The organism is Limnobaculum allomyrinae (assembly GCF_016649425.1).
Taxonomy (GTDB): Bacteria; Pseudomonadota; Gammaproteobacteria; order Enterobacterales; family Enterobacteriaceae; genus Limnobaculum; species Limnobaculum allomyrinae.
Genome location: NZ_JADRCR010000001.1, coordinates 59,122 through 84,953, shown reverse-complemented (window position 1 = coordinate 84,953; position 25,832 = coordinate 59,122). Strand labels below are relative to the sequence as shown.

Sequence of the window (25,832 nt, the reverse complement as noted above, 5' to 3'; positions counted from 1 at the left end):
TCCGGATAAAATTAAGCCTTGGCCTTTGGCATTTGAGAAACCATCGATAAATTGATGTCCATGCCTTCAATCTGGAAGTGAGGAATAAGGAATGTTTTCACACGGAAGAAGCCCGGGTTATCGTCAATATCTTCTACGACAACTTTTGCCTGACGTAGCGGATGTGACGCCTGAACTTCATCGCTCGGATCGGTCATTTCGGTGACCAGATTATTGATCCAGGCATTCAGTTCCAGTTCCAGTACACGACGGTCTTTGGTCGCGCCGATGTTTTCACGTTGAATAACTTTCAGGTAATGAGCAATGCGCGACAGCAGGAAAATGTACGGTAAACGGGCATTGATCCGGCTGTTAGCGGTGGCTTCTTTGGTGTCATACAGCGCAGGCTTCTGGGTTGAGTTAGCCGAGAAGAAGCACGCATAATCACGGTTTTTATAGAAGGACAACGGAATGAAACCCAGGTTAGCAAATTCAAACTCGCGGGTTTCCGGAATAAGTACTTCCGTTGGGATTTTAACCTGATTACCGGTACCCAGGTCATACAAGTGGATTGGCAGATCGTCAACCAAACCGCCAGCCTGTGGACCTCGAACCTGTACGCACCAGCCGTTACGCACGAAGCTTTTCACCATATTGGCGGCAAAAGCAAAGGAGGCATTAGTCCACAGATAACGATCGTGATCCGGCCCTTTCACCTCTTCGGTGTAGTTGAAGTTACGCACCGGTACTGTGTCTGGCCCATAAGGCAGACGCGCCAATACACGCGGCAGCGTTAAGCCCACATAGCGGGAATCATCGGTATCGCGGAAGCTTTTCCACTTGGTGTATTCAGCACGATCAAAGTAGTTAGCAATATCTTTAATTGCCGCCACTTCTTCCATGTTGTTCTTACCAAAGAATGCCGGGCCTACGGAGGCAATAAACGGCATATGCGCCGCTGCCGCCACTTTAGAGATATTGCGCAGTAAGGCAATATCCTGTGGGCCACGATCAAACTCAAAGTTAGAAATGGTCACACCAATTGGTTCACCACCCGGGGTGTCATATTCCTGAATGTAGGTGTGACGATAAAAACCGGTTTGAATGGTTTCTGGTGCATCTTCGAAATCTTGCTGTAACGCTTCTTTGGAGGCATCCAGCACTTCGATTCTGACGTTACGGCGGAAATCGGTACGATCAACAAGAAATTTCAAACCACGCCATGCCGACTCAATAGATTGAAACTCCGGATGATGCATTACTGCATCCAACTGCTCGCTCAACTGTTTGTCGATTTGGCTGATATGGAAATCCAGCAGGCTTTTATCCAGCTTATCCACTTTTTGCGCCGATTGCTGAACCATATTCAGAAATACGTTAACCGCCATGGTGACACGCTCATCTGCAGAGGCCTCTGCCAGCGCATCGTTATCCTGAAACTTAACGATATCGTCAAATTGAGCAACCGGGGTGAGATTAATTTTATCAAACAGAGACTGATAAACGCTGCTGGCATCTTTTACTACGGTGCTGGCAGTTTTAGAACTGGAACCTTGTGTAGAGGTAGACATAGAAAATCCTTATAAAATACGTATCAAAGAGTAATGATTACTGAGAATCAGAGCCGTTTGGCAAAGAACCAATTGCTGCTAATTCAGCGCGCAGTTCGTCCGATAGTTGCTCATCTTTTAAAATACGTTCCAGTTCCAGACGGAAAGTGGCGTTATCCAACAGATTGGATTTCAGGTCGCGTAATAAATTACGCATGGCGAGTAATGAACGTAATGCCGGGATCTGTTTGGCGACTTGTTCCGGTTCGAAATCTTTCATATCTTTAAAACTTAACGATACGTTAGTTTCAGAATCATCACCGGCCAGTGTGTTTTTGATAGTGAGTTTGGCTTTAGGGTTTAAATCCGCTAATACGGCGTTAAAGTTATTTTTATTGATGGAGATTTTTTCTCTTTCCGCAATCGGTCGATTTTCCTGACCGTGGCTGTAATCTCCCATTACTAATAACTTCAGTGGTAACTCAACTTTTTTCTGTGCGCCACCGGTATGAAGATCCAGTTTAATATTTACGCGCGCTGCGGGAACTTCATTTTGAAAGCTGTCAGCCATAGTCTTAGTCCTGATCCTTATTGGTAAAAAACACCACAACTACTTTCCCTATTTCCTTATGTATCAACTACCTGAAATATCCGAGCGCTCGGATGAGGTTCTACCTCATGGTCGATAACCGTGGTTCCGTCTTATTGGTTATTGATAAAAGTTATATTCACTTTTGCGAATAACGTTATATCCACATAAAGATTAAATTGAACTTATTAGTATAAAAAACACTCAACCCATTAACTTGATTTGGTCTTTTTTATATCAAAAAGTTCGCTGACTAGATACCTGTCAACCTTGACAGGTATTGTGTTGGTATTATCTTAATTTATTGATTTTAATAAAAAATAAAAATTAAAATATTAGAAAGAGAATGTAATGAAGGGTATTTTTTAATCAATAGAATTTTATTATAAAATAATAACTCTAACTATTAATTATCATTTATTTTGATTTTTAATAGAGGATAAATTAAGAAATTAATGCGTTTTAATTTCTTCCTTAACAATTATTTCAGTTGAATTAACTAGTAAAAACATTATTTTTTTGTGATGAACTTCAAATAAATTCTTTATGGTCAAAAAAAATATTAAAAACTTTGATTAATTGCTCTTAACCAACGCTGTTCATCAATCTGAAATAATTCAAATCCAATATGAAAAACATTTTCTAACTGTTGAACAGACATGACTTTGTCGGTCGTACCCGAGGCGATCAATTTCCCCTGATAAAGTAACCATGCTTCATCAGCATGATGCAGCGTATGGTTCAGATTATGAGCACTCACGATAGCGCTGGCCCCTTGCTGACAAAACTGCGCTAATAAATTATCCAACGCTGCTTGCTGTGCCACATCAAGGCTGTTCATTGGCTCATCAAGCAATAGAAGCCGTGCTTCAGGGTTCAGTGCCGGCCAAACCTGTAGAAACACAGCGGCCAGTCTCACTCTTTGCCACTCACCACCAGAAAGTTGGCTTAATGGCCGGTTTAATTTATCCGTTAATTCTAATTGTTCAGCCAAAAACATCACTACCGTTTCAGCTTGTGCAGCGGTCGCAACTTTAGGTTGATGTAAGGCAATATATTGAAAAACTTGCATCATCGCCCTGTTGTCCTGCTGCTGGCTGAGATAGGCACGCATACCAGCCAGTTTCACCGCTGAATAATGATGAATATTTTGTTGCTGTAGCTCGACAATACCCTGATAAGGTAATAAACCCGCAATGGCGGCTAACAGAGAGCTTTTACCGGCACCGTTTGGCCCGATCACATGTATCAACGTTCCCGAATCTGCCGAAACGGTTATATCGGATAAACGGGATGATAGTGTGATATTAGTAAGTTTTAGCATGTCGCAATAACATCCAAATAAAAAGCGGTGCTCCAATAGTTGAAGTAATAACCCCAATGGGTAATTCAGCGGATGACATGGCGACTCTGGAAGCTAAATCGGCCATTAACAAAAGCGTTGAACCAGCCAGAGCACAGCCGGTGAGTAAATAACGGTGATCGGTAATCCCTGCCAGCCTCAACATATGGGGAATAATTAACCCAATAAATCCAATAATTCCTGCCAAAGCCACACTGGTTCCCACCACCCACGCAATAATCATGACAAAAATATTGCGCCAAACCACTAATGGAACGCCTAACTGACGTGCCTGATCTTCACCCAAAGAGAGCAAATTGAGTTTATTACCCTGATAAATCAGCCAAACCAATGCCGGAACCAGTGCCAGAATTAACCATTTCTGCTGCCAGCCAATACCGCCAAAACTTCCCATTAGCCAGTACAGTAACTGACGTAAATCCATACTGGAACTGAAGTAGACTGCCCAGGTCATAATGGCACTACAGGCAATTCCTAACGCGAAACCAATCAACAACAGTCTGGCACCCGGTAACAATTTACGTCGGGATAACGCTAATAAAATCAAGGTTAGAATTAATGCGCCCAGAATAGCATTCATGCTCATCAACCAGACGGGTAACAAACCGCCGCCCAGTAAAATGGTCAACACCAGAGCAACACCGGCACCGTTGGCGACGCCCAATAATCCTGGTTCTGACAATGGATTATCAAACAGTGACTGCATTACTGCCCCTGACATGGCCAGCCCCGCCCCTACGGCAATCACCGCTAAAGTTCTCGGAAGACGCAATTGCCAAACAAATAGACGTGCCTGTTCGCTAAACCACTGTTGAGGCGGCAGCCAGATATCTCCGGCCGACAGGCTGATAACCATAGTGATAACTAAAAGCAACGCAAACAGACAGAGTTTTATTCTGTCTCTACGTTGTTGTCGTTGTTGTAGCTGAGTAAAACGCAGTCCCATGTCGTTACAGGGTTCTCGGATTGTGAGCATTAAGTTTAGGTGATGATACAAAAGAAAAAGGCCGCGTGCGCGGCCTTTTTAGGTCTGATGTCTTATTCTTTCGGCGTAGCGTTCTCAACCCGGCTCTTTAACTTCTGACCCGGACGGAAAGTGACTACCCGGCGTGCAGTGATAGGAATATCTTCGCCAGTTTTTGGGTTACGCCCCGGGCGTTGACTCTTATCCCGCAGGTCAAAATTACCGAATCCGGAAAGTTTGACTTGTTCACCGTTTTCCAAAGCTTTACGTACTTCTTCAAAAAACAGTTCAACGAGATCTTTTGCATCACGTTTACTCAGGTTAAGCTTTTCGCACAAGTGTTCAGACATTTCAGCTTTAGTAAGCGCCATAGGTTCAATCTCTCAAGGATGCTTGGAATCGCTGTTTCAATGCCTCTACGCATTCTGCAACGGTAGCGGCAATTTCCTCTTCTTCTAGCGTACGCGTGGTATCTTGCAATGTCAGACTGATAGCCAGGCTCTTATACCCCTCAGCGACACCCTTACCTCGATATACGTCAAATAAGTTTACGCCAACCATCTGATTTACGCCAACTTTTTTACATATTTCTAATACATTGGCAGCAGGTATGCTTTCAGCCACAACAATTGCGATATCACGACGGTTTGCCGGGAAGCGGGAAACCTCTCTGGCAAGCGGTACTCGGCGTTCTGAGACCTTATCCCACAACAGTTCGAATACCACTGTACGACCGTTGAGATCGAGCTTACGCTCAAGCTCAGGATGCACTACACCAATGTATCCAATGCGTTCGCCATTTAAATAAATAGCCGCACTTTGGCCGGGGTGTAATGCAGGGTTTGCTTCGACTTTAAACTCAATCTCCGACAATTTACCCGTCAATTCTAATACCGACTCAAGATCGCCTTTTAAATCATAGAAGTCAACTGCTTCACGCGCAAGGTTCCAGTGCTCTTCATAGCGATTTCCTGCAATAACCCCTGCCAGCATAACCTCCTGCCGGACACCAAATTCTGCTGCTGCATCAGGAACAAAGCGTAAACCGCTTTCAAACAGTCGTACACGACCCTGTTGGCGGTTCTGGTTATACACCACTGAAGTCAGCAATCCACTCCATAATGAGAGGCGCATAGCTGACATTTCAACAGAAATTGGGTTAGGTAAAATTAACGCTTCCTGTTGAGGATGCAGTAAATTTTGTATCTTAGGATCAACAAAACTATAGGTAATCGCTTCCTGATACCCTTTATCCACCAGTAAAGCTTTTACCCGACGTAATGGTAAGTTTGCTTCACGATGTGGCGTCATCTCCAGATTGGCGCGTAGGGGGACATTTGGAATGCTGTTATAACCATAGACACGAGCAATTTCTTCGATCAAATCCTCTTCGATTTCCATATCGAAACGCCAGCTTGGTGCAACCGCTTTCCAGTTATCACCTTCACGGGAAACTTCACAACCTAAACGGCTCAGAATATCGCTAACTTGCTCATCAGAAATTACGTGGCCAATCAGTTTATCCAGCTTTTCACGACGCAGTAAAATAGTGGCGCGTATCGGAAGCGTGGTTTTATTGGTAGCGTCAATAACCGGGCCCGGTTGACCACCACAGATATCCAGCAGCAGGCGCGTTGCTCTCTCTAATGCGGTTTGCTGTAGTGCAGGATCAACCCCTCTTTCATAGCGATGAGATGCATCGGTATGTAAACCAAAGCGACGTGCACGACCGGCAATTGCCAGCGGGTTAAAGTAAGCACTTTCCAGGAAGACATCTTTTGTCTCTTCATTGACACCAGAATGCTCACCGCCAAAAATCCCACCCATAGCCAGTGGTTTTTGACGATCGGCTATCACAACAACATCCTGACCCAGTTTCACTTTATTACCGTCCAGTAAAACCAGCTCTTCATTCTCTTTTGCCATACGTACGACGATACCGCCATCAATGCGATCTAAATCGAACGCATGCATTGGATGGCCCAGTTCCAACAGTACGTAGTTGGTCACATCCACAACCGGATCGATAGAGCGAATACCACAACGACGCAGCTTTTCTTTCATCCATAATGGCGTAGCGGCTTTTACATTAATACCTTTCACAACCCGGCCCAGATAGCGTGGACAAGCTTCACTGGCATCAACCTGAATGGAAATAACATCCTGAATAGTTGCTGCTACAGCAGACATATCAGGTTTGTTCAATGGTAGCTTATTAATCACGGCGACATCACGGGCAACACCGATGATACCCAAGCAGTCAGCGCGGTTTGGTGTTACGCTGATTTCGATGGTCGCATCGTTTAACTTAAGGTATTCCCGCACATCCTGACCGATTGGCGCATCTTCCGGCAGTTCGATAATACCGCTGTGATCGTCACTGATACCCAGCTCAGAGAAAGAACACAGCATGCCTTCAGAGGGCTCACCGCGTAGCTTGGCAGCTTTAATTTTAAAGTCACCCGGAAGTACTGCACCAACAGTAGCACAGGCTACGGTTAATCCTTTACGGCAGTTTGGTGCACCACAAACGATATCCAGCAGGCGATCGCCCCCCACATCAACTTTGGTAACACGCAACTTGTCCGCGTTAGGATGCTGACCGCACTCCACAACACGACCAACAACAACACCGGTAAATTCACCGGCTACGGGTTCCACGCCGTCTACTTCCAGACCGGCCATGGTAATTTGTTCAGACAGTTGGTCACGATTAATCGCAGGGTTAACCCATTCACGCAACCAGGATTCACTGAATTTCATGTTTTGGCTCCTGCTATTATTTAAATTGTTTTAAGAAACGAAGATCGTTTTCAAAGAAAGCACGCAAATCGGTGACACCGTAACGAAGCATGGCCAAACGTTCCATACCCATACCGAAGGCAAATCCGGAATAGACTTCAGGGTCAATACCTACGCCACGCAGTACATTTGGATGCACCATGCCGCAGCCCAGCACTTCCAGCCATTTACCGTTTTTACCCATTACATCCACTTCTGCTGAAGGTTCAGTAAACGGGAAATAGGACGGACGGAAACGTACCTGTAAATCTTCTTCGAAGAAATTCTGCAAGAAATCGTGAATGGTTCCTTTCAGATTGGTAAAGCTAATGTCTTTATCAACAATCAGCCCTTCCATTTGATGGAACATCGGGGTATGCGTCTGATCGTAATCGTTACGATATACGCGACCCGGAGCAATAATACGAATTGGCGGCTGTTGATGATTCATAGTACGAATCTGTACGCCAGAGGTTTGGGTACGCAGCAGACGCTTGACATCAAACCAGAATGTATCGTGATCTGCACGTGCCGGGTGATGACCAGGAATGTTCAGGGCATCAAAATTATGATAATCATCTTCAATTTCTGGGCCGTTAGCCACAGCAAAGCCCAGTTCACCAAAGAAGTCGGCGATACGATCTATGGTACGGGTTACCGGATGTAACCCGCCATTTTCCATACGACGACCAGGCAAAGACACATCAATGGTCTCTTCTGCCAGACGAGCATTTAACGCCGCAGACTCCAACGTGTGCTTGCGAGCGTTCAGGGCATCCTGAACGTCCTGCTTGGCCTGATTGATGACCTGCCCGGCGGCAGGGCGATCTTCTGCTGGAACATCGCGCAGCGATGTCATTTGCAGCGTCAGGTGACCTTTCTTGCCTAAATATTCCACGCGAACTAAATCTAACGCGGCAACATCATGGGCTTCTTCTATAGCCGCCTTTGCATTGGCAACCAGTTCAGCGAGATGTGGCATTATTTTCCTCTTCTTCCGGCTCTGGAGTTCCGATATCTGGTAATGAAACCCGGTTTATAAAATAGCGATACTGTTAAATTTCAATATTACTTCAGGCAACAAAAAAGCCTCCATCAGGAGGCTTTTGGCGCTAGTTTCCGTTTCTTCTCTTACGCGCAAGCCTCCCGATGTCAGGAGCTAAAGTAAAAGAAGAAACGGAAAATAGCAGAATTCATACTTGCGTTACCTTGTTGTTATTTTGGTTAGTATCAAAAATCAAGCTTATAAAATGTACTGCGACTGACAATACTACGAATACTGTTTAATTTCACGTATTTAAGCAAAAAAGTAAAAGAGGGAGCTTTCACTCCCTCTTTTATCTGACTTACGCCAGAACTGATTTTGCTTTTTCAACTAAAGCAGCAAATGCCACTTTATCGAATACTGCGATATCAGCCAGAATCTTACGATCGATTTCAACAGAAGCCTTTTTCAGACCATTGATGAAACGGCTGTAAGATAAACCGTTTTGACGGGCAGCAGCGTTAATACGTGCAATCCACAGCTGACGGAACTGACGCTTACGTTGACGACGGTCACGGTAAGCATATTGTCCTGCTTTGATTACTGCCTGGAAGGCAACACGATATACGCGCGAACGGGCACCGTAGTAACCTTTCGCTTGCTTCATTATTTTCTTGTGACGTGCACGTGCGATTACACCACGTTTTACGCGAGCCATATGCTCTCTCCTATCGACTTATTATCTGAATTAAAAGTTATGCGTATGGCAGACATGCCACGACCAGACCCAGATCCCCTTTGGAGACCAGACCTTTCGGACGCAGGTGACGTTTACGCTTAGTAGCTTTTTTAGTCAGAATATGACGTAGGTTGGCATGCTTACGCTTAAAACCACCAGAGGCGGTTTTTTTAAAGCGCTTAGCTGCGCCACGCACAGTTTTGATCTTTGGCATTTTAAATATATCCACTTCGCATTGTTAATAAAACGAACCAGTTGGGCGAATAAAATCCGGATGGCGTTAACCACCCGGATATTATTACTTGTATGCCTTACTGTTTCTTCTTAGGGGCGAGCACCATCACCATCTGACGTCCTTCAATCCTACTTGGGTAGGATTCAACAACGGCCAGTTCGGCGAGATCGTCACGGACGCGGTTAAGCACTTCCATACCGATCTGTTGATGAGCCATCTCACGACCGCGGAAACGCAGTGTGATTTTAGCTTTATCACCCTCTTCCAGAAAGCGAATCAGGCTGCGGAGTTTTACCTGATAGTCGCCATCATCTGTACCAGGTCGGAATTTAATTTCCTTGATCTGGACAACTTTTTGTTTTTTCTTCTGCTCTTTCGTAGCCTTACTCTTTTCATAGAGGAATTTGCCGTAGTCCATGACCCGGCAAACTGGCGGCTCAGCATTTGGGCTGATCTCTACCAGATCAACACCAGCTTCTTCTGCTTTTTGCAGTGCTTCATTCAGACTAACAATCCCCAATTGCTCGCCATCGATGCCTGTTAGTCGCACTTCACGGGCGCGAATCTCGTTGTTTATGCGATTAGGACGCGCTGTTTGAACTCTTTTTCCGCCTTTAATACCTTATTCCTCCAGTTGATTAAGACTACGACTGCGAATTTCTTGTTGCAGTTTTTCAATCACGTAACTTACGTCAAGACTGCCTAAGTCTTTACCACGGCGGGTACGCACGGCAATTTTGCCGGCTTCTACCTCTTTATCGCCGCAGACTAACATATATGGCACACGTCGTAGAGTATGTTCGCGGATTTTAAAGCCTATTTTCTCATTTCTCAAGTCCGCTTTCGCACGAATGCCCGCAGCTTGAAGTTTTTTCGTTAATTCTTCGACATATTCGGCCTGGCCGTCGGTAATATTCATCACCACAACTTGCTGCGGAGCCAACCATGTCGGGAAGAAACCTGCACATTCTTCAGTCAGAATACCGATAAAGCGCTCTAATGAACCCAGAATAGCGCGGTGAATCATCACCGGCACATGACGCTCGTTATCTTCACCAACGTAAGAAGCGCTTAAACGCTCTGGTAATGAAAAGTCGAGCTGCACAGTACCACACTGCCATGCACGATCCAAACTATCATGCAAAGTAAATTCAATTTTAGGACCGTAAAACGCCCCTTCACCTGGCTGATAATCAAATTCCAGACCGTTAGCCGTCAATGCTTCTGCCAGATCGTGCTCGGCTCTATCCCACATAGCATCAGTACCAATGCGCTTTGCAGGACGAGTTGATAATTTTACGCTGATATTTTCAAAACCAAAAGTGCTATACAGATCGTAAACCATTTTAATACAGCTGGTTACTTCTACACGCACCTGCTCTTCAGTACAGAAAATATGTGCATCGTCCTGAGTAAAGCCACGAACCCGCATTAAACCATGCAGAGAACCTGAAGGCTCATTACGATGACAGCTACCAAACTCAGCCATTCTCAACGGCAGGTCACGATATGATTTTAGACCCTGATTGAAAATCTGCACGTGCCCCGGGCAGTTCATTGGTTTAATACAGTATTCACGGTTCTCAGAGGAGGTGGTGAACATGGCTTCTTTATAGTTTTCCCAGTGCCCGGTTTTTTCCCACAGCACACGGTCCACCATAAATGGCCCTTTCACTTCCTGATAATCGTATTCTCTGAGCTTCATACGCACAAAGGCTTCCAGCTCACGGAAAATCGTCCAGCCATCGTTGTGCCAGAACACCATACCCGGTGCTTCTTCCTGCATATGATACAGATCAAGCTGCTTACCAATACGACGGTGGTCACGCTTGGCAGCCTCTTCCAGACGCAGTAAATAAGCCGCTAATTGCTTTTTGTCAGCCCATGCGGTGCCATAAATACGCTGCAACATTTTATTATTGCTGTCGCCGCGCCAGTAAGCGCCGGAAACTTTTTGCAGCTTGAAGTTATGGCAGAAACGCATATTTGGCACGTGCGGACCACGGCACATATCAATATATTCTTCATGATGATACAGCGCCGGATGTGCGTCGCGGCTGATGTTTTCATCAAGAATACGTAATTTATAAATTTCACCACGGGCTTCAAACGTATCCCGGGCTTCTTGCCAGCTAACTTTCTTCTTGATGACATCGTAATCTTTCTTAACCAGCTCCATCATGCGCTGTTCAAGCAGATCGATATCTTCCTGATTTAACGTTCTGTCGATATCAACATCGTAGTAAAAACCATTATCGATGGTTGGACCAATCGCCATTTTGGTATCAGGCCAAAGTTGCTTAATTGCATGGCCTAATAGATGAGCACATGAGTGGCGGATAATTTCCAGACCATCATCGTCTTTGGCTGTAATGATTTCCAGATTCGCGTCGTTTTCAATCAGATCGCAAGCGTCAATACGCTCACAATTAATACGACCGGCGATACAGGCTTTAGCCAGACCAGGGCCGATATCACGAGCAATATCCATAACTGAGACGGCATGGTCGTACTGACGTTGGCTTCCATCAGGAAGAGTAATAACTGGCATTATAATTCCTTAGTTACAGTGGTGACCCATACGCAAGATCACATGCAAACAATATTTTTTATATTTAAATCAATGGATTGATACCTTTTTCGACTCACTGTTATCGAACGGCCACTCAATTGTGTACACACATTGATTTGTCGGTTTACGTTTTACAAAAACGAAGGGCGAATTTTAACACTGTGCGCAGTAACAGGATAGTACAAAATAAAAAAAGCCCTATTATCTCAGTGCTAATTAAGCCTGGCTAATCAACCAATCGGGGTGGCAAATAAACGGTAAACTCATCCATCGGCTCAATCAGCACATTGTAAGGCGATTGCTGTTCAGTTTCCGTAACTAACCCTAAGCGGCTTAACAGGTCGAAACGCCCGTGTATCAGTCGCTCTGGCATCACATGGAGCTGTTTATGCCAGACCTGATAACTGCCTAACTTTCCATCCCGACGATAAAAAAATCCGTTAAGTGGATGGGTCAGATAAACCATGCCGGTTTCCAGATCGGGAAATCCGGGAAGCGTAATATTATCATCAGGATCCTGAGCCAGTTCCACACTGGCGGATGCCCATTCAGCCTGAGTTTCCATTCGGTATTTTATATAACGAAATTGTTGTTCATCATATTCACAATCAAACGTAACTTTTCCGCTATACCAGGGCAGATTCCATAATAATCGGGGAACAAACAGCGTCCATGAATCCAGTGTTGTACCTAAAAACCAGACACATTTTTCTCCTGTTTTCGTATCAATCACATAAATACGATAGTTGGTTTGCCCCATAGTAAATTTTGGGAAGGGATAAACCGCAGAGGTAAAATCAACATCAATAAAAGGTACTACTGATAATAACCCCTTTTCCTGACCATCAATCATAATGGTATCCAGCTTAAAACGTTCTGAAATCAAACCATTAAATCGCTGAGGGTCTATCGCATAGGTAATAATGGAAAAATGTTTTAGTCGACAAAAAACATCAATACCTGATGGTTTAGGTTGAGGATGAAGGAAATCTTCAAAGAATAGAGGTATCTGCACTATCACTCCCTGATTATCAGTGCTAATAACTTTTATTGCCTGTCAAAAGAGCCATTTTGACAGGCAATCGTCAATAATTACAACTCATCACCAAACAGCTGAGTTACTGCCTGCTGTGCGACATGTATATGCTCACCGCCAAACAAATTAGCCCGGTTCAATAGATAATAAAGTTGATATAACGGTTGGCGTTCGATAAAACTGGCGGGTAAAGGCCAAACGCTTTGATAGCCATCGTATATTTGCGGTGGTAAATCAGGATACAACGGCAACATGGCTAAATCGCACTCACGATCTCCCCAATAGCACGCCGGATTAAATATTATCGGCCCCACCGCGCTCACACCGCAGTTTGCCGGCCATAAATCACCGTGAAGTAAAGAGGGTTGTGGATGATGGCTTTTCAGCCGATGGCTGACAATATCGATGATGGTATCAATATCGCCATAGTGCAGCCCTTTCTCGTCTGCCAGTTGAAGCTGCCAGCCTATACGCTGTTCGGCAAAAAACACATTCCAGTAACGCTGCCAACGATTAGGTTGCGGGGTGGTTGCCAAGTCACTGTCAAAATCCAGCCCAAATTGCGGCTGGTCGCTCCACTGGTGTAATCGAGCCAACTGTTGCCCCAGACAATAGGCGTGGTGAGCATCCAGTGGTTTTAACGGCAGGTATTCCAGCAATAGAAAACTAAAATCACGATCGTAGCCAACACCATAAACCTCTGGCACCCGAACCGTGCCACTCTTCGCTAAAGCCGTAAGTTGATCGAACTCCGCGTTAAAGATAGGCAGAATATCCCGCGTGTCATACTTGATGAAAACCTCTTTTTTGCCGTTGCTTACCCGGCGAGCATGATGAATATCACCCCCTGACAGCTCCTCCTTTTCAGTAATTGTATAAGTCTCGCCCAAATACTCACTTAATAAACGACTGACGGATTGCCACATGACATCACCCCAAGGTTATGATCAAGATAGACTCAGGTTAACCTTTTGATTCCAGCGAAACTTCGATCCAATGCACAGCTTTGGTCTAAAAAGATCGCTACAGGTTGATTTTGATATCGCAGGCCGCGGGAGACCCAAAGATTAACCTACAGACGCGGTATAATTACCGGTCTGTAGCATTAAGCGTAGAAGGCAATGAGGGAATATTAAAGCCGATTGATCAGATACAGGATGATATAGATAAAAATACCCCATAAAACCGGAGAAACATACAACAACCCAAATTGTGCAAAGATTGAGGTATTCGGTATGGAGATCAGCTTCTCCAGATCCTTGAATGAACGAGCTTCATCGCCATTCATCGCTTCCAGTATAGCCCTTTCTCTGACCCCTTCCCGCACGTTATATACACGCTTAGCCAAACGAGCGCCGGAAGCCTGTAACGCCAAACCAATAAACATCAGCAGGAAAATCACAATAAACCATACGCTACCGCTGGCAGACCAATTGCTAATATCAGGTATTGGGGAGTTGCCCCAAAAATACTCCAGGAATGAAGTGTACTGACGAACAATTTTAATAATAACCTGCACAAAATCCATAATCATTGCAGTCATTTCTTGCATGTTGGTCTTAGGTTCAACCAGATACTTCAGTACAGAGATAACCGTTGAAATTAATGCCGGAATAAAAATAACAATTCCCGCAATACGTTTAATCAACGCGACTGTACTGGCCTGTTGGTGAGTCATTCTGCCTCCATGTTGAAACACCGATTTTTTATCAAATCAATCACAAAAAAATTATGTTCCGGTTAACGGAACATAATCTGACAATTCCCGGAAAGAGTGGTATCACATTGAACTGCAATGCTATTTATCACCCTGCCAGAAAGTATAAAGCTCGATACATAACATGAATCGAGCTTTTAATATATTAGTGTGTTACCGCGATTAAACTGTAAGTAACGATAACAAATAAAGCAAAAACTACTGTGCTCAGTGACCATCTCAATTCAGCAGACATATCTTCTTCCTTTACGTAAACGTGATTAGACACGGGAATCATTGTAAAGCGCTCAACAAAAATGTATACCCCAAAGCGATTTTTCCATGATATCTCTTGGACTTTTGTATCAAATGCGCCAAAATTCACCGCCTGTTATCACTGAAAGGCATATAAGCCACAAGCAGTGATGGTTAAAGGAATTCTACACCGTTTTGCTTTTAATGTGTAATGCGTTGGTTATAAACAAAGGCAAACGTTAACATATCAGCTTACACTGTATCTGATACCAGTTTAAGCTCAGGAGTGCTCTGTTTCATGGCAACTATAAAAGATGTGGCAAAACACGCTGGCGTTTCAACTACCACCGTTTCCCACGTTATTAATAAAACGCGTTTTGTCGCCGAAGATACCAAAGCTGCCGTTTGGGCAGCGATTAAAGAGCTTAGTTATTCGCCCAGTGCCGTTGCCCGTAGTCTGAAGGTGAACAATACCAAAACCATTGGTTTATTAGCAACCGCCAGTGGTTCACCCTATTTTGCTGAAGTTATTCAAGCGGTTGAAGAGGCTTGCTATAAAAAAGGCTATACGCTGATTCTGTGTAATACACAAAATGATTTGGAGAAGCAGCAAGCCTATCTGGCTATGCTGGCGCAGAAACGTGTTGATGGGCTGTTAGTGATGTGTTCTGAGTATCATCCCCCATTGCTTTCCCTGTTAGAAAATTATCACGCTATTCCTATGATGGTGATGGACTGGAATAAACACCGTGGCTTTACCGATAATATTGAGGATAACGGCTTTCATGGTGGTTATCTGGCTGCCCGTTATCTGATAGACCGCGGACACAGAGAAATCGCGACAATCACCGGTCAACAGAATGAATTTACCGGCCGTGAGCGCCACAAAGGTTTTCTTCATGCCTTGAAAGAAGCCAATATTGATATTCTCCCCGAGTGGATTATCGAAGCAGACTTCCAACCACAGGAAGGCTACGATGGTATGGTGAAACTGATGAGCCTCAAGAAACGCCCTACGGCGTTGTTTTGTGGTGGTGATGTGATTGCCATGGGTGCTCTGTGCGCAGCTGGAGATATAGGTTTTCGCGTGCCTGAAGATATTTCGGTGATTGGTTATGACAATATTCGCCATACTCGTTTCTATAATCCTCCGTTAACCACTATTCAGCAACCCAAAGAGAGCCTGGCTATTATGGCGCTGGATATGTTACTGGACAGGATTATTAATAAACGTGAAACTTCCCATTCTATTGAACTGCATCCTGAACTGGTTGAACGAAAATCTGTCGCTGATGGCCCTTATTTGAAAAAATAGCCATCACTGAACTTTTGCTCCAGAACCAATTTCCACCGTTTGGGTGGTTTTGGAGCATACTCCCTTCCCTCTATTCTTCTTCGTTTATCATATCTACAGCCAGATAACATACCTGGAAGTTTGATTCAGACTGAATATCGGCCTATATTTTAATTGATGTATTAATCAGGTACAGGATTTAAATCTGCCGTTCAGAGTCTGATAAAAACATACAGACAGGCTTTGAATCACAAATGGTCATCTTATGATATCTTCAACATTGCCCCATCGTTTTCGCTCCCTGCACTTCGGGATAATCTTAGCCAGTATTAGTTTGACGTTATCGGCCTGTTCTTTTATGCCATCTCATGTCGACATGAGTTCAGCTCAACTTAACGTGACGGACAAGGCGAATGATGGTAAATCACTGAATGTAGATTTTGTTGCTGTACGCAGCGATAAGTTGGTACAAAAGATTGAAACTCTTAGCGCCAGCCAGTGGTTCGAGCAGAAACAACAGCTGCTAAAAGACAATCCTGATAATTTAATAGTATGGCCAGTAACCATGTTACCTGATTCGCAAATTACCGTAAAAAATGTCCCTATTTCGGGAAAACCAGCGGATTCTCTGATTCTGTTTGCTGGTTATCAAAGTAAGGGAGCTCATCGCTTAATACTGAATGATGTGCGTCATCCGAAGCTAGAATTTCGGGATGACGATGTCTATCTGTTCGAAGATTAACAAAATCAGGGAGCCATATGGCTCCCTGATTTATGCTAAGCATTTCACGTATTATTACTTCAGGTAGGTTCCTGCACGTAATGCTTCAATACGCTTGTCTAACGGAGGATGAGACAAAAACAGTTCACTAAATGTTTTGGACTTACCGTTAATGCAAAATGCCATCATTGTAGACTCTTCCTGTGGCTCATAGCTGGTTTTCAGTCGTTGCAGAGCGGCTATCATCTTTTCACGACCAACCAGATTAGCGGAACCGGCATCGGCCTTAAATTCACGATGGCGAGAGAACCACATCGTAATAATGCTGGCCAAAATGCCAAATACCAGTTCCAGCACCATAGACACGATAAAATAGACCATGGTGTTACCCGATGAACTTTCGTTATCGCGATTCATAAAGCCAGCAGCTACCTGAGCAATCAGACGTGAAGCAAAAATAACGAAGGTGTTTACTACCCCCTGAATCAGGGTCATCGTCACCATATCACCGTTAGCAACATGGCTGATCTCATGAGCCAAAACCGCTTCTGCTTCATCACGGCTCATGTTTTGTAATAATCCCGTGCTCACAGCAACCAAAGATGCATTTCGTCTGGCACCCGTTGCAAATGCGTTAATATCAGGTGCCTGATAAATGGCAACCTGTGGCATTGCAATACCCGCCTGCTGCGACTGGCGTCTGACAGTTTCAACTAACCAACGCTCAACTTCATTCCCGGGTTGTTCAATAACTTGCCCACCAACGGAACGGAGCGCCATCCACTTTGACATTAGCAAAGAGACGAATGCGCCACCAAAGCCAAACAGGCCAGCCATGATCATCAGCCCTTGAACGCTGCGCCCCTGAATGCCGGTTAAACTCAGCACTATGCCAAAAACCACCATAACTGCGAGGTTTGTTAATAAAAATAACGCTATACGCATCATAAAATGATAGTTTCCTCAGAGAAATAAAATAATGTTCTTACCTGACAGATCTTATGGGCTAATATCCAAAATTCAAGTGTAAACAACAGTCATATAACAATTAGATCATAACTTTACAATTACAGGTGATTAACATCACATTTCGCCTGCCATTGGTACTTTTTGATGCTGATAAAAAAGGCGCCCACAGAGCGCCTTTCACTTATTGTCTTTAAAATGTTGCGATTTAGTCTTTCTTTACCGCTGCCGTTGCTTGCGCAGCATCATTTTTTTCTAACTCAGCTAAATCTATCGCAATCAGCACAGTCTCATCCAGATAAGGATCGGCTTCCTTATAATCTTTTGGTAAATCTTCCAGTGATTTCAACTTACTTTTGCCTTCACGTTCCAGTCGATCGTTGATACGTTTTAGACGAATCGCATCATCTTCACTGCTCTCTTTTTCACGTTTAGCATAGTTTAGTGAAATCGTCGCGCGCTTATCTTTATTAGCCTTATAACGGGCAATATCCTGCATGATGAACTGGAACTCGGGATCTTTAGCAATTCGTTCATCATAGTTTTTCTTCAGGATTGAAATATAGCGAGATTCATCACCTAATAAAGAGTAGGTTGCTTTGTCAACGCTATCCCACGGTAATGCGTTATCTTCAAAACTTTCACCTGTTTCTACCGGATCGATACCCGTAGGCATAATGATATCTGGCGTTACCCCTTTGCGCTGAGTACTGCCACCGTTAATGCGGTAGAATTTTTGAATGGTGTACTGTACTGAACCTAATTCAGGCCAGTCAGGACGTAACATTTGATCATAAATACGGTTTAATGCACGATGTTGTTGTACCGTACCTTTACCAAAGGTTGGCTCTCCAACGATCAAAGCGCGACCATAATCCTGCATTGCCGCAGCAAAAATTTCTGATGCAGAGGCACTAAAGCGGTCGACTAATACCACCAATGGGCCTTTGTAGTAAACAATGCCATCGGTATCGCTGTCTTCACGAATTTTTCCGTTATTATCACGAACCTGCACTACCGGACCGCTCGGAATGAATAGCCCGGACAGAGAAACCGCTTCGGTTAATGCCCCACCACCATTCGTGCGCAAATCGATAATAATGCTATCAACGTTTTGCTTAGTCAGTTTCTGCAGTTGTGTTTTAACATCTTCCGTCAGACCAACGTAGAAACCTGGAATATCCAGTACGCCTACCTTCTTCTTGCCAACGGTTTTCAGGGTCATCTTAACTGCACGGTCTTCCAGTCGGATTCGTTCGCGCGTCAGCACCACCGTCTTCGATTTAGCCCCTTTGGCCGCAGGTAAAATCTCAAGGCGAACTTTACTGCCTTTTGGCCCTTTGATTAACGCAACAACATCATCCAGTCGCCAGCCGATAACATCAACCATAGGTTTATCTTGTTGGCCTACACCAATAATTTTATCACCAACAGCGATGGATTTACTCTTGGCAGCAGGCCCACCGGCAACCAGTGAGTTGATTTGCGTATAGTCATCTTCCATCTGTAACACGGCGCCGATACCTTCCAGAGAAAGGCTCATTTCCGTATTAAATTGCTCGGTATTTCGAGGGGACAGATAGCTGGTATGCGGATCAATTTCACGGGCAAACGCGTTAATAAATGACTGGAAAACGTCTTCACTTTTCGCCTGGCTTAAACGCTTAATAGCAGATTGGTAACGTTTGGTCAGAATATCTTTAATTTCTGGCCACTCTTTACCGGCAAGCTTCAGGTTGAGCTCGTCATATTTGACTTTTTCGTACCACAGCTTGTCCAGCTCTTCTACGCTGGTTGGCCACGGTGCTTTACTGCGATCGACCTCAATAGCGTCATCGCCATCAAACGTCATTGGTTTATCCAACAGCGTTAACGCATAGGTTAAACGCTCAAAACGACGTTTCTGTGCATAGTTGTACAGATCGTAAGCCGTATCCAACTGTCCGGACTTTAATTCGTCATCCAGTTTGGTCTTTTTATCGGCAAACTTAGCGATATCAGAAGCCAGTAAAACATTGTGGCTAAAATCTAAAACATTCAGATAACGATTAAAAATCTTCTCTGAAAATGCATCATCGAGATCAAATTGACGATAGTGTGAACGCGTAAAACGCGATGTTACACGTTCACTCACCGTGGCGTGCTGCCCTTCTTGTTTTAAGACCGGCAGTTGATCGACACGGGTTATCGTCGTTTCCTTAGCATAACTTAATCCTGCGAGAAATAAGCTTGCAATGGCCGTTAACCGGATTAAGTTACTCATGCTTTGGCTGACCTCCAACTTAAAACTGTAAATGCTCTGCTCGAACCAGCATAGCTAAACCTGAAGCGAGTTGAACCCGAACACCATCTTTAGCGATTTCGAGAACTGTTGCATCCATGGCGCTCTGACCAGCACGTACTTTAACGTTTTGCCCGGTTTTAAGTGCAGCAATATCGGCGGCAGAAGCAGGACGGAATTTTTCAGCCACTTTAACTGCAGGCGCCGGAGCCATAGAACGTGTCGGAGCAGGTTTTGCTTTCGCTTTTGGCTGAGACGATGGCTGAGTCGCTCTATTATCCGATGCTGCTTTTTTAGCAGCAGGACGAGGACGTCGAGCCTGCGGAGCCTCTCCTGATTCTTTACGCTGTGCCGCACGCTGAGCCTGAACTCGGGCTTTCGCCTCTTCCAGTTGCTTACGCGCATGCTCTACGTGCTGTTCTTCCAGCAGCCCACAATCCGCACCGTCTAAATCAACACGCTGAGCATTTAATTTCAGACCGTGTAGATAACGCCAACTGGAGGTGTATAAGCGTAACGCAGTACGTAGTTGTGTTTTACTGAACAAGGTCTCTTCAGGCAGTCGGGTTACGACATCCTGAAAGATTCCAATTTTCAGCGGCCGGGCTTCACCCTCAAGGGTAAAACAAAGCGGGAATTTTTCTGCCAGATAGGCAATCACTTCTTTACTGCTGTTCAACTTAGGTTGATTTTCCATGAAATTTCCTGATTACAACGAACTCACCCAAAAGCGCAGGCGTAGATTACGCGCCATTATAATCACGCTTTTAGTAAAAGCTACGTTATCCGCACTTCAAGTTTAAACTAATGATGATAACCGTCTGTAAATATTAGCTGATATGTTGAGAAATCAACGCAACAATATTTTCCAAACCCTGTTGATCATCACTATCAAAACGACCAAATACTGTACTATCTATATCTAAAACAGCGATAATGTTATTTCTCTGATAAACAGGAAGCACTATCTCCGCATTGCTTGCACTGTCGCAGGCAATGTGTCCTTCAAATTGATGAACGTCATCAATACGTTGAATTTGATTTTCCTTAACTGCCGTACCGCAAACTCCCCTACCAACAGGGATACGTGTACAGGCAATCTTTCCCTGAAAAGGTCCCAGAACCAGTACATCATCTTGCAACAGGTAGAAACCTGCCCAGTTAACGGCTTCCAGTCGCTCAAATAATAAAGCACTGGTATTAGCAAATGTCGCTATCAGATCCGGCTCCCCTGCAATCAGTGCTGCCAGATCCCGGTGCAACTCGGTATAAAACGCTTTTTTATTCATTTTATCAACATAAACTATAAAACAGACTGACAGAAATTTAACTGAAAAAGTGAGATATCATTCCAAAAATCCAGTAGTTAAACTAACCACCCGCCAGTTTAACTTTGAATCCTTTATATTCTAGCAGCACTTTTAACTCATCGCGTTTATCACCTTGAATTTCAATCAGACCATCCTTTACCGCACCGCCACATCCGCACTTTTTCTTTAGCTCGGCAGCCAGTTTCTGCAATTCGGTATCGTCGAGATCCAAACCGGTGATAATACAAACACCCTTTCCTTTACGCCCACTGGTTTGCCGTTGAATTCTGACGACACCATCCCCTTTGGAGCGTTCAACTTTAACCTCTTCCGGTTTAATACGGCCGGAATCAGTAGAATAAACTAAACGACTGTTATTATCTGTCATGATCGTGCCACATTGATTAGGCCAGACTGGCCAGAATATTCTGCAAAGCCTGAGCCGGATTAGCCGACTGTGTAATAGGACGACCAATAACCATATAGTCGACACCCGCATCCAGAGCCTGTGGAGGCGTCATTACCCGGCGCTGATCGCCAATATCACTACCTACAGGGCGAATACCCGGTGTCACTAACTGGAATGCCGGCCCAAACAGTGATTTCAAATGACGAGCTTCATGGGCTGAACACACAACACCATCAAGGCCATTATCTTTCGCCAGACGCGCCAACCTTTCTGCATGTTCTTCCAGCGAAGAGGTAATACCAATGCCTCTTAAATCGCTCTCATCCATACTGGTTAATACTGTTACGGCAATTAGCTTAGGCGCAGAATCGCCATAAGGCAAAAGTGCTTTCTTCGCCGCTTCTAACATACGCCCCCCGCCGCTGGCATGCACATCAACCATCCAGACGCCCAATTCAGCTGCTGCCGCGACGCTCTTCGCTACCGTATTAGGAATATCATGAAATTTCAGATCTAAAAAAACATCAAAACCACGATGATGTAACTCACGTACCAATTCAGGACCACAAAGAGAGAACATCTCTTTACCAATTTTCAGCCGGCAATCTTTAGGTTCTATTTTATCGGCCAGTTCAAGCGCTGAGCGTTGATTATCGTAATCCAGTGCAACAATTATGGGTGAAGTCGACATCGACATACTGTTTTCCTGTAATGCATTTTTACTAAAAAAACCTGACTGCTATCAGGCTATCATCTGTTTATTGACCATCTAACCCACGGATAGGTTTCACCGTTGACCATGCCCGACAAGATGGGCAATGCCAGTAGAGGGAATTAGCCGTTAACCCGCATTTTTCACAACGATAACGTGGGCGAATACGAATTTGTTCACCAACCATCTCGCGTAACACGATCAGGCTCTCTTTCGCCCGTCCTTCTTCTGCTTCCGCCAGTTGGTAATCCATCAGACGATAGAAACCACGGGTAGTTGGATGAAGCTGTAATTGACGGTTAATATAGGTTTGAGCGACATCCCGACCTTCAGTTTGCTCCAGCATATCCGCCAGTCTTAATTCTGCCTCTGAACCGGTGTTTTCTGCCACACAGCGCTTCAGGTACTCTATCCAACGCTCAGGTTGCTGTAACCGTTGATAGCATTCATACAGCATGGGGATAGTTTCGCTGACAAAATCTTTATCCTGCTCGATAACTCGCTCGAGCTCATTAATCGCTTTGGTATCATCACCGCGGGCAATCCAGATACGGCCGGACATAATCGATACCCGGGCGCAGTTTTTATCTGCAGAAGCGGCCTTTTTCAGCAGCCCCATGGCTTTATCCAGATCTTCAGAGCCTATCGCCTGTAAGGCTAACTCACAGTAAAAATGGGCAATCTCAAGTCGAAACTCATCTTTTCCCGCTTTAACCAATTTTTCAGCCATTTCAATCGCCTGCTGCCAATCGCTGGTTGCCTGATAAATAATCAGCAACTGCTTCAACGCAGGAACACGGAAGTCAGCTTCATCAATTAGCTGGATAAACATCTGTTCAGCGCGATCGTAAAGGCCTGCCGCCATATAGTCCCAGCCTAATTGCTGGGTAACCAGCAAACGCTGTTCAAACGTCAGGGAAGCACTCTCAATCAAAGACTGGTGAATACGGATAGCCCGGTCAACTTCACCCCGTGAACGGAATAAGTTACCTAAGGTCAGGTGAGCTTCAAAAGCGCCGCCATCCTCTTTTAACATATCAACAAAGAGATCAACGGCTTTATCTTGTTGGTTAGAAAGCAGAAAGTTAACCCCGTCCACATAACCGCGTGACAGTTTATTCGCTTCCTGCTGCCGCTCCTGTTGTACGCCTCTTCGGCCCATATACCAGCCGTACGCGGCGGCTACGGGCAACAACAGAAACAGCAGTTCTAGCATACAGCCTTATTCCTTTGTGGGTTGCGGCAACGCCACAGGTGCAGGCTCGCTGACCGGTGACGGAGAAGGTGTAGCAGCTTGTTGTAAACGTTTAATCTGACGCTCGGCACGACCTAAACGCAAACGTAAACGTAGATAAAACAGGCCACTGATCAACCAGCCCAGAATAAAGCCACCGCCGAATAATATCGCCAACAGGGTAGACAGAGCATAATCACCCTTGGCAATTAAGAAGTTGAACGTAACGACCTGTTCATTATGTGCGCCTAATGTTACTGAGATAACCAGAATAACAACGGCGATGAGTCCAATTATTAAATATTTCACAATGCTATCCAAAATGGAGATAAACGGATGAATTATACCAAGAATACTTGATTAATGTTCTATAACTTAGCATTTCTACTCACAGATAGAAAATCTCTCTTCTTTCCGTGAGCTGTTTATCACTGACATAACCTAATAATACTATCACACAATCTTACTGACTCTGGAGAGTCCTGGCGAATAGTATCGTTTTGTATTCACTATTCTTCGCACTTTTCCGTAATGTTCACGGCAACCGGCCTGGGAGAAAACACCCAAAATTCGGCCACTCGACAGCCCAGATAAGCCAATAGACCACTGAGTAAAACAGAAACAATTAAATCTTCCGGCCAGTGCATTCCAAGCAACAATCGGCTACCTGCCACGGTAACGGCCCAGGCCATCAGAATAACAGCACTTATATAACGACGGCGTGGCCACAGCATTCCTATTCCCAACAGAGCCCAGGTTGCCGTGAACAGTGTATGGCCTGATGGAAATGAGTAGCCAGTTTCTCGTTCCCAGTGCTTAGACAGCCAGGGTGGAACTCTCTCTTCATCTTTAAGATGCTGCTCCACAATGCGAGCCCGTTCTTTGCGCGGCAATGCATAAAACGCATTATCATCCAGTTGATATTCATTCTCCATCCAGAGAACAAACGGACGAGGTTCTTCCATGGTCTCTTTAATGGCTGATTTTATGCCCTGCCCACCAACAATTGTCACTGCCAGTATAGCTATCAGCAAAGCACCTGGTTTAAATGCGAGTCGCAAACGCCAGACAAACCATAGTGCCAGCACCACACTGGTAATGGCTCCCCAGGGAGAACTGGCGGTTTCTGTCATCCAGAATAATGGTTTAAGAATAGGATTGTCTTCATTGGGTGTCCATGTCCAGTCAATAAACCAAACAAATACCGGCATCACTAAAAGGACTAAAACCCCAATAGATATTCGCTTTGCAAGCCTATTTAACATATTACGTCTCAGTTCTGATATAATAACAGCGGTCTATAATCCCACAAAAATGGCTAAAAGAGTAAAAATACCGCCCTTAGCCGGCTGATTTTTTCTTAACTATTCAGCAACAAAATTCATTTGATTAGATTATACTGATACGCTTTATCCGACTGATAAAGTCATAAGCATTAGAATTACTGTTTATTTTCGCCGAGTCTTCGCGAAATAACAGGATTCATAACGTAGCAATAGGTTATTGGAGAGTATCATGCAGCTAAAAAGAGTGGCAGAAGCCAAACTACCGACACCATGGGGCGATTTTCTAATGGTCGGTTTTGAAGAGCTTGCCACAGGGCATGACCATGTAGCACTGGTATTTGGTGACATCAGCGATCCAAAACCTGTTTTAGCCCGGGTTCATTCAGAATGTTTGACTGGCGATGCATTATTTAGCTTACGCTGTGATTGTGGTTTCCAACTGGAGGCTGCATTACAGCATATCGCTGAAGAAGGTCGCGGTATTCTGCTCTATCACCGTCAAGAAGGTCGTAATATTGGGCTATTAAATAAAATTCGCGCTTACGCCCTTCAGGATAAAGGTGCCGACACGGTTGAAGCTAACCATCAGTTAGGCTTTGCCGCCGACGAGCGCGACTTTACTCTGTGTGCTGATATGTTCAAATTGCTGAATGTTGGTTCTGTACGCCTGCTAACCAATAATCCAAAGAAAGTTGAGATCCTGTCCGACGCCGGTATTAATATCGTTGAGCGAGTACCGCTACAGGTTGGGCGCAATCCTAAGAATGAAAAATATTTGGATACTAAAGCCGCCAAAATGGGGCATCTACTGTCTAAATAATTTACGCCGCAGTAAAAACAAATATAAAGCCCGCCATTTGGCGGGCTTTATCGTT

At 44.6% G+C, this 25,832-nt stretch carries 28 protein-coding genes and 1 other annotated feature; of the genes, 3 read left to right on the top strand and 25 right to left on the bottom strand.

The window, feature by feature from the left end; all coding sequences use genetic code 11:
- Window positions 1-11 precede the first annotated feature (11 nt).
- The 16 genes from tssC to cydH form a co-directional block, all read right to left on the bottom strand.
- Entirely contained in the window at window positions 12-1,550 is a 1,539-nt protein-coding gene (gene tssC / locus I2494_RS00395) for a type VI secretion system contractile sheath large subunit (RefSeq protein WP_218465918.1), read from the bottom strand.
- Between the two features lie 37 nt (window positions 1,551-1,587).
- Complete coding sequence (tssB, locus tag I2494_RS00390) at window positions 1,588-2,100, bottom strand: type VI secretion system contractile sheath small subunit (protein WP_218465919.1); 513 nt, start codon at window positions 2,098-2,100, stop codon at window positions 1,588-1,590.
- Window positions 2,101-2,680: 580 nt separating this feature from the next.
- On the bottom strand, window positions 2,681-3,442 hold the full coding sequence (gene btuD, locus I2494_RS00385; RefSeq protein ID WP_218465920.1) for a vitamin B12 ABC transporter ATP-binding protein BtuD: 762 nt from the start codon (window positions 3,440-3,442) through the stop codon (window positions 2,681-2,683).
- Complete coding sequence (gene btuC, locus I2494_RS00380) at window positions 3,426-4,427, bottom strand: vitamin B12 ABC transporter permease BtuC (RefSeq protein WP_218465921.1); 1,002 nt, start codon at window positions 4,425-4,427, stop codon at window positions 3,426-3,428. Before btuC ends, btuD begins: the two co-directional genes overlap by 17 nt.
- Window positions 4,428-4,519: 92 nt before the next feature.
- Window positions 4,520-4,816 carry an integration host factor subunit alpha gene (ihfA, locus tag I2494_RS00375; protein ID WP_029095030.1) on the bottom strand — a complete coding sequence of 99 codons (297 nt, stop codon included), beginning with the start codon at window positions 4,814-4,816 and terminating at the stop codon, window positions 4,520-4,522.
- A 4-nt stretch (window positions 4,817-4,820) separates the two neighbouring features.
- Window positions 4,821-7,208 carry a phenylalanine--tRNA ligase subunit beta gene (pheT, locus tag I2494_RS00370; RefSeq protein WP_218465922.1) on the bottom strand — a complete coding sequence of 796 codons (2,388 nt, stop codon included), beginning with the start codon at window positions 7,206-7,208 and terminating at the stop codon, window positions 4,821-4,823.
- 16 nt (window positions 7,209-7,224) lie between these two features.
- The gene (pheS, locus tag I2494_RS00365; protein WP_218465923.1) at window positions 7,225-8,208 is read right to left on the bottom strand and encodes a phenylalanine--tRNA ligase subunit alpha; all 984 of its coding nucleotides are present in this window, start codon (window positions 8,206-8,208) and stop codon (window positions 7,225-7,227) included.
- Window positions 8,209-8,305: 97 nt separating this feature from the next.
- Window positions 8,306-8,428: a sequence feature (Phe leader region), on the bottom strand.
- Complete coding sequence (gene pheM, locus I2494_RS00360; protein WP_157953066.1) at window positions 8,379-8,423, bottom strand: pheST operon leader peptide PheM; 45 nt, start codon at window positions 8,421-8,423, stop codon at window positions 8,379-8,381. It overlaps the preceding feature by 45 nt.
- 144 nt (window positions 8,429-8,572) lie before the next feature.
- Entirely contained in the window at window positions 8,573-8,929 is a 357-nt protein-coding gene (rplT, locus tag I2494_RS00355) for a 50S ribosomal protein L20 (protein ID WP_027273088.1), read from the bottom strand.
- A gap of 37 nt (window positions 8,930-8,966) precedes the next feature.
- Window positions 8,967-9,164: a 50S ribosomal protein L35 gene (rpmI, locus tag I2494_RS00350; RefSeq protein ID WP_029095034.1), complete on the bottom strand. Its 198-nt coding sequence runs from the start codon at window positions 9,162-9,164 to the stop codon at window positions 8,967-8,969.
- 97 nt (window positions 9,165-9,261) lie between these two features.
- Window positions 9,262-9,804, bottom strand: a complete 543-nt coding sequence (infC, locus tag I2494_RS00345) for a translation initiation factor IF-3 (RefSeq protein WP_218466043.1) — start codon at window positions 9,802-9,804, stop codon at window positions 9,262-9,264.
- A gap of 3 nt (window positions 9,805-9,807) precedes the next feature.
- A complete protein-coding gene (gene thrS, locus I2494_RS00340) occupies window positions 9,808-11,736 on the bottom strand; it encodes a threonine--tRNA ligase (protein ID WP_218465924.1) in 1,929 nt (642 codons plus the stop codon).
- 247 nt (window positions 11,737-11,983) lie between these two features.
- Window positions 11,984-12,772 carry a DUF2071 domain-containing protein gene (locus I2494_RS00335; protein ID WP_218465925.1) on the bottom strand — a complete coding sequence of 263 codons (789 nt, stop codon included), beginning with the start codon at window positions 12,770-12,772 and terminating at the stop codon, window positions 11,984-11,986.
- Window positions 12,773-12,849: 77 nt separating this feature from the next.
- The gene (locus tag I2494_RS00330) at window positions 12,850-13,719 is read right to left on the bottom strand and encodes a fructosamine kinase family protein (RefSeq protein WP_218465926.1); all 870 of its coding nucleotides are present in this window, start codon (window positions 13,717-13,719) and stop codon (window positions 12,850-12,852) included.
- Between the two features lie 206 nt (window positions 13,720-13,925).
- Complete coding sequence (locus I2494_RS00325; RefSeq protein WP_218465927.1) at window positions 13,926-14,471, bottom strand: YniB family protein; 546 nt, start codon at window positions 14,469-14,471, stop codon at window positions 13,926-13,928.
- Between the two features lie 184 nt (window positions 14,472-14,655).
- Window positions 14,656-14,745 (bottom strand): cytochrome bd-I oxidase subunit CydH, encoded by a 90-nt coding sequence (gene cydH, locus I2494_RS20645; protein WP_168189621.1) that lies wholly within the window; start codon window positions 14,743-14,745, stop codon window positions 14,656-14,658.
- Window positions 14,746-15,042: 297 nt separating this feature from the next.
- On the opposite strand from cydH, the gene purR reads away from it, so the two are divergent.
- Window positions 15,043-16,059: an HTH-type transcriptional repressor PurR gene (gene purR / locus I2494_RS00320; protein ID WP_218465929.1), complete on the top strand. Its 1,017-nt coding sequence runs from the start codon at window positions 15,043-15,045 to the stop codon at window positions 16,057-16,059.
- Between the two features lie 337 nt (window positions 16,060-16,396).
- A complete protein-coding gene (locus I2494_RS00315) occupies window positions 16,397-16,780 on the top strand; it encodes a hypothetical protein (RefSeq protein WP_218465930.1) in 384 nt (127 codons plus the stop codon).
- Between the two features lie 54 nt (window positions 16,781-16,834).
- Here I2494_RS00315 and htpX read toward each other — a convergent pair whose 3' ends face one another.
- From htpX to pgpB, 9 genes are all read right to left on the bottom strand, one after another.
- Window positions 16,835-17,707 carry a protease HtpX gene (gene htpX / locus I2494_RS00310; protein ID WP_218465931.1) on the bottom strand — a complete coding sequence of 291 codons (873 nt, stop codon included), beginning with the start codon at window positions 17,705-17,707 and terminating at the stop codon, window positions 16,835-16,837.
- A gap of 226 nt (window positions 17,708-17,933) precedes the next feature.
- Window positions 17,934-19,988, bottom strand: a complete 2,055-nt coding sequence (prc, locus tag I2494_RS00305; protein ID WP_218465932.1) for a carboxy terminal-processing peptidase — start codon at window positions 19,986-19,988, stop codon at window positions 17,934-17,936.
- Between the two features lie 19 nt (window positions 19,989-20,007).
- Window positions 20,008-20,703 (bottom strand): RNA chaperone ProQ, encoded by a 696-nt coding sequence (gene proQ / locus I2494_RS00300; RefSeq protein WP_218465933.1) that lies wholly within the window; start codon window positions 20,701-20,703, stop codon window positions 20,008-20,010.
- A 133-nt stretch (window positions 20,704-20,836) separates the two neighbouring features.
- Window positions 20,837-21,295 (bottom strand): GAF domain-containing protein, encoded by a 459-nt coding sequence (locus tag I2494_RS00295; RefSeq protein WP_218465934.1) that lies wholly within the window; start codon window positions 21,293-21,295, stop codon window positions 20,837-20,839.
- Between the two features lie 82 nt (window positions 21,296-21,377).
- A complete protein-coding gene (gene yciH, locus I2494_RS00290; RefSeq protein WP_218465935.1) occupies window positions 21,378-21,704 on the bottom strand; it encodes a stress response translation initiation inhibitor YciH in 327 nt (108 codons plus the stop codon).
- Window positions 21,705-21,720: 16 nt separating this feature from the next.
- Window positions 21,721-22,422 (bottom strand): orotidine-5'-phosphate decarboxylase, encoded by a 702-nt coding sequence (gene pyrF / locus I2494_RS00285; RefSeq protein WP_218465936.1) that lies wholly within the window; start codon window positions 22,420-22,422, stop codon window positions 21,721-21,723.
- 61 nt (window positions 22,423-22,483) lie between these two features.
- A complete protein-coding gene (gene lapB / locus I2494_RS00280) occupies window positions 22,484-23,653 on the bottom strand; it encodes a lipopolysaccharide assembly protein LapB (RefSeq protein WP_218465937.1) in 1,170 nt (389 codons plus the stop codon).
- Between the two features lie 6 nt (window positions 23,654-23,659).
- Entirely contained in the window at window positions 23,660-23,980 is a 321-nt protein-coding gene (locus tag I2494_RS00275; protein WP_218465938.1) for a LapA family protein, read from the bottom strand.
- Between the two features lie 200 nt (window positions 23,981-24,180).
- Window positions 24,181-24,936 carry a phosphatidylglycerophosphatase B gene (pgpB, locus tag I2494_RS00270; RefSeq protein ID WP_218465939.1) on the bottom strand — a complete coding sequence of 252 codons (756 nt, stop codon included), beginning with the start codon at window positions 24,934-24,936 and terminating at the stop codon, window positions 24,181-24,183.
- 250 nt (window positions 24,937-25,186) lie between these two features.
- Between pgpB and ribA the strand changes: the two genes are divergently transcribed.
- On the top strand, window positions 25,187-25,777 hold the full coding sequence (gene ribA, locus I2494_RS00265; RefSeq protein ID WP_218465940.1) for a GTP cyclohydrolase II: 591 nt from the start codon (window positions 25,187-25,189) through the stop codon (window positions 25,775-25,777).
- Window positions 25,778-25,832 lie beyond the last annotated feature (55 nt).

What these genes read in the sequence shown, in the direction of transcription:
- pheT (WP_218465922.1), bottom strand. Translation starts at nt 7,208, where the DNA reads ATGAAATTCAGTGAATCCTGGTTGCGTGAATGGGTTAACCCTGCGATT.
- pheS (WP_218465923.1), bottom strand. Translation starts at nt 8,208, where the DNA reads ATGCCACATCTCGCTGAACTGGTTGCCAATGCAAAGGCGGCTATAGAA.
- rpmI (WP_029095034.1), bottom strand. Translation starts at nt 9,164, where the DNA reads ATGCCAAAGATCAAAACTGTGCGTGGCGCAGCTAAGCGCTTTAAAAAA.
- lapB (WP_218465937.1), bottom strand. Translation starts at nt 23,653, where the DNA reads ATGCTAGAACTGCTGTTTCTGTTGTTGCCCGTAGCCGCCGCGTACGGC.
- I2494_RS00315 (WP_218465930.1), top strand. Translation starts at nt 16,397, where the DNA reads ATGCCATCTCATGTCGACATGAGTTCAGCTCAACTTAACGTGACGGAC.
- I2494_RS00325 (WP_218465927.1), bottom strand. Translation starts at nt 14,471, where the DNA reads ATGACTCACCAACAGGCCAGTACAGTCGCGTTGATTAAACGTATTGCG.
- proQ (WP_218465933.1), bottom strand. Translation starts at nt 20,703, where the DNA reads ATGGAAAATCAACCTAAGTTGAACAGCAGTAAAGAAGTGATTGCCTAT.
- pyrF (WP_218465936.1), bottom strand. Translation starts at nt 22,422, where the DNA reads ATGTCGATGTCGACTTCACCCATAATTGTTGCACTGGATTACGATAAT.
- btuC (WP_218465921.1), bottom strand. Translation starts at nt 4,427, where the DNA reads ATGGGACTGCGTTTTACTCAGCTACAACAACGACAACAACGTAGAGAC.
- cydH (WP_168189621.1), bottom strand. Translation starts at nt 14,745, where the DNA reads ATGTCTGCTGAATTGAGATGGTCACTGAGCACAGTAGTTTTTGCTTTA.
- tssB (WP_218465919.1), bottom strand. Translation starts at nt 2,100, where the DNA reads ATGGCTGACAGCTTTCAAAATGAAGTTCCCGCAGCGCGCGTAAATATT.
- ihfA (WP_029095030.1), bottom strand. Translation starts at nt 4,816, where the DNA reads ATGGCGCTTACTAAAGCTGAAATGTCTGAACACTTGTGCGAAAAGCTT.
- prc (WP_218465932.1), bottom strand. Translation starts at nt 19,988, where the DNA reads ATGAGTAACTTAATCCGGTTAACGGCCATTGCAAGCTTATTTCTCGCA.
- yciH (WP_218465935.1), bottom strand. Translation starts at nt 21,704, where the DNA reads ATGACAGATAATAACAGTCGTTTAGTTTATTCTACTGATTCCGGCCGT.
- tssC (WP_218465918.1), bottom strand. Translation starts at nt 1,550, where the DNA reads ATGTCTACCTCTACACAAGGTTCCAGTTCTAAAACTGCCAGCACCGTA.
- I2494_RS00295 (WP_218465934.1), bottom strand. Translation starts at nt 21,295, where the DNA reads ATGAATAAAAAAGCGTTTTATACCGAGTTGCACCGGGATCTGGCAGCA.
- htpX (WP_218465931.1), bottom strand. Translation starts at nt 17,707, where the DNA reads ATGATGCGTATAGCGTTATTTTTATTAACAAACCTCGCAGTTATGGTG.
- ribA (WP_218465940.1), top strand. Translation starts at nt 25,187, where the DNA reads ATGCAGCTAAAAAGAGTGGCAGAAGCCAAACTACCGACACCATGGGGC.
- btuD (WP_218465920.1), bottom strand. Translation starts at nt 3,442, where the DNA reads ATGCTAAAACTTACTAATATCACACTATCATCCCGTTTATCCGATATA.
- I2494_RS00330 (WP_218465926.1), bottom strand. Translation starts at nt 13,719, where the DNA reads ATGTGGCAATCCGTCAGTCGTTTATTAAGTGAGTATTTGGGCGAGACT.
- pgpB (WP_218465939.1), bottom strand. Translation starts at nt 24,936, where the DNA reads ATGTTAAATAGGCTTGCAAAGCGAATATCTATTGGGGTTTTAGTCCTT.
- purR (WP_218465929.1), top strand. Translation starts at nt 15,043, where the DNA reads ATGGCAACTATAAAAGATGTGGCAAAACACGCTGGCGTTTCAACTACC.
- rplT (WP_027273088.1), bottom strand. Translation starts at nt 8,929, where the DNA reads ATGGCTCGCGTAAAACGTGGTGTAATCGCACGTGCACGTCACAAGAAA.
- thrS (WP_218465924.1), bottom strand. Translation starts at nt 11,736, where the DNA reads ATGCCAGTTATTACTCTTCCTGATGGAAGCCAACGTCAGTACGACCAT.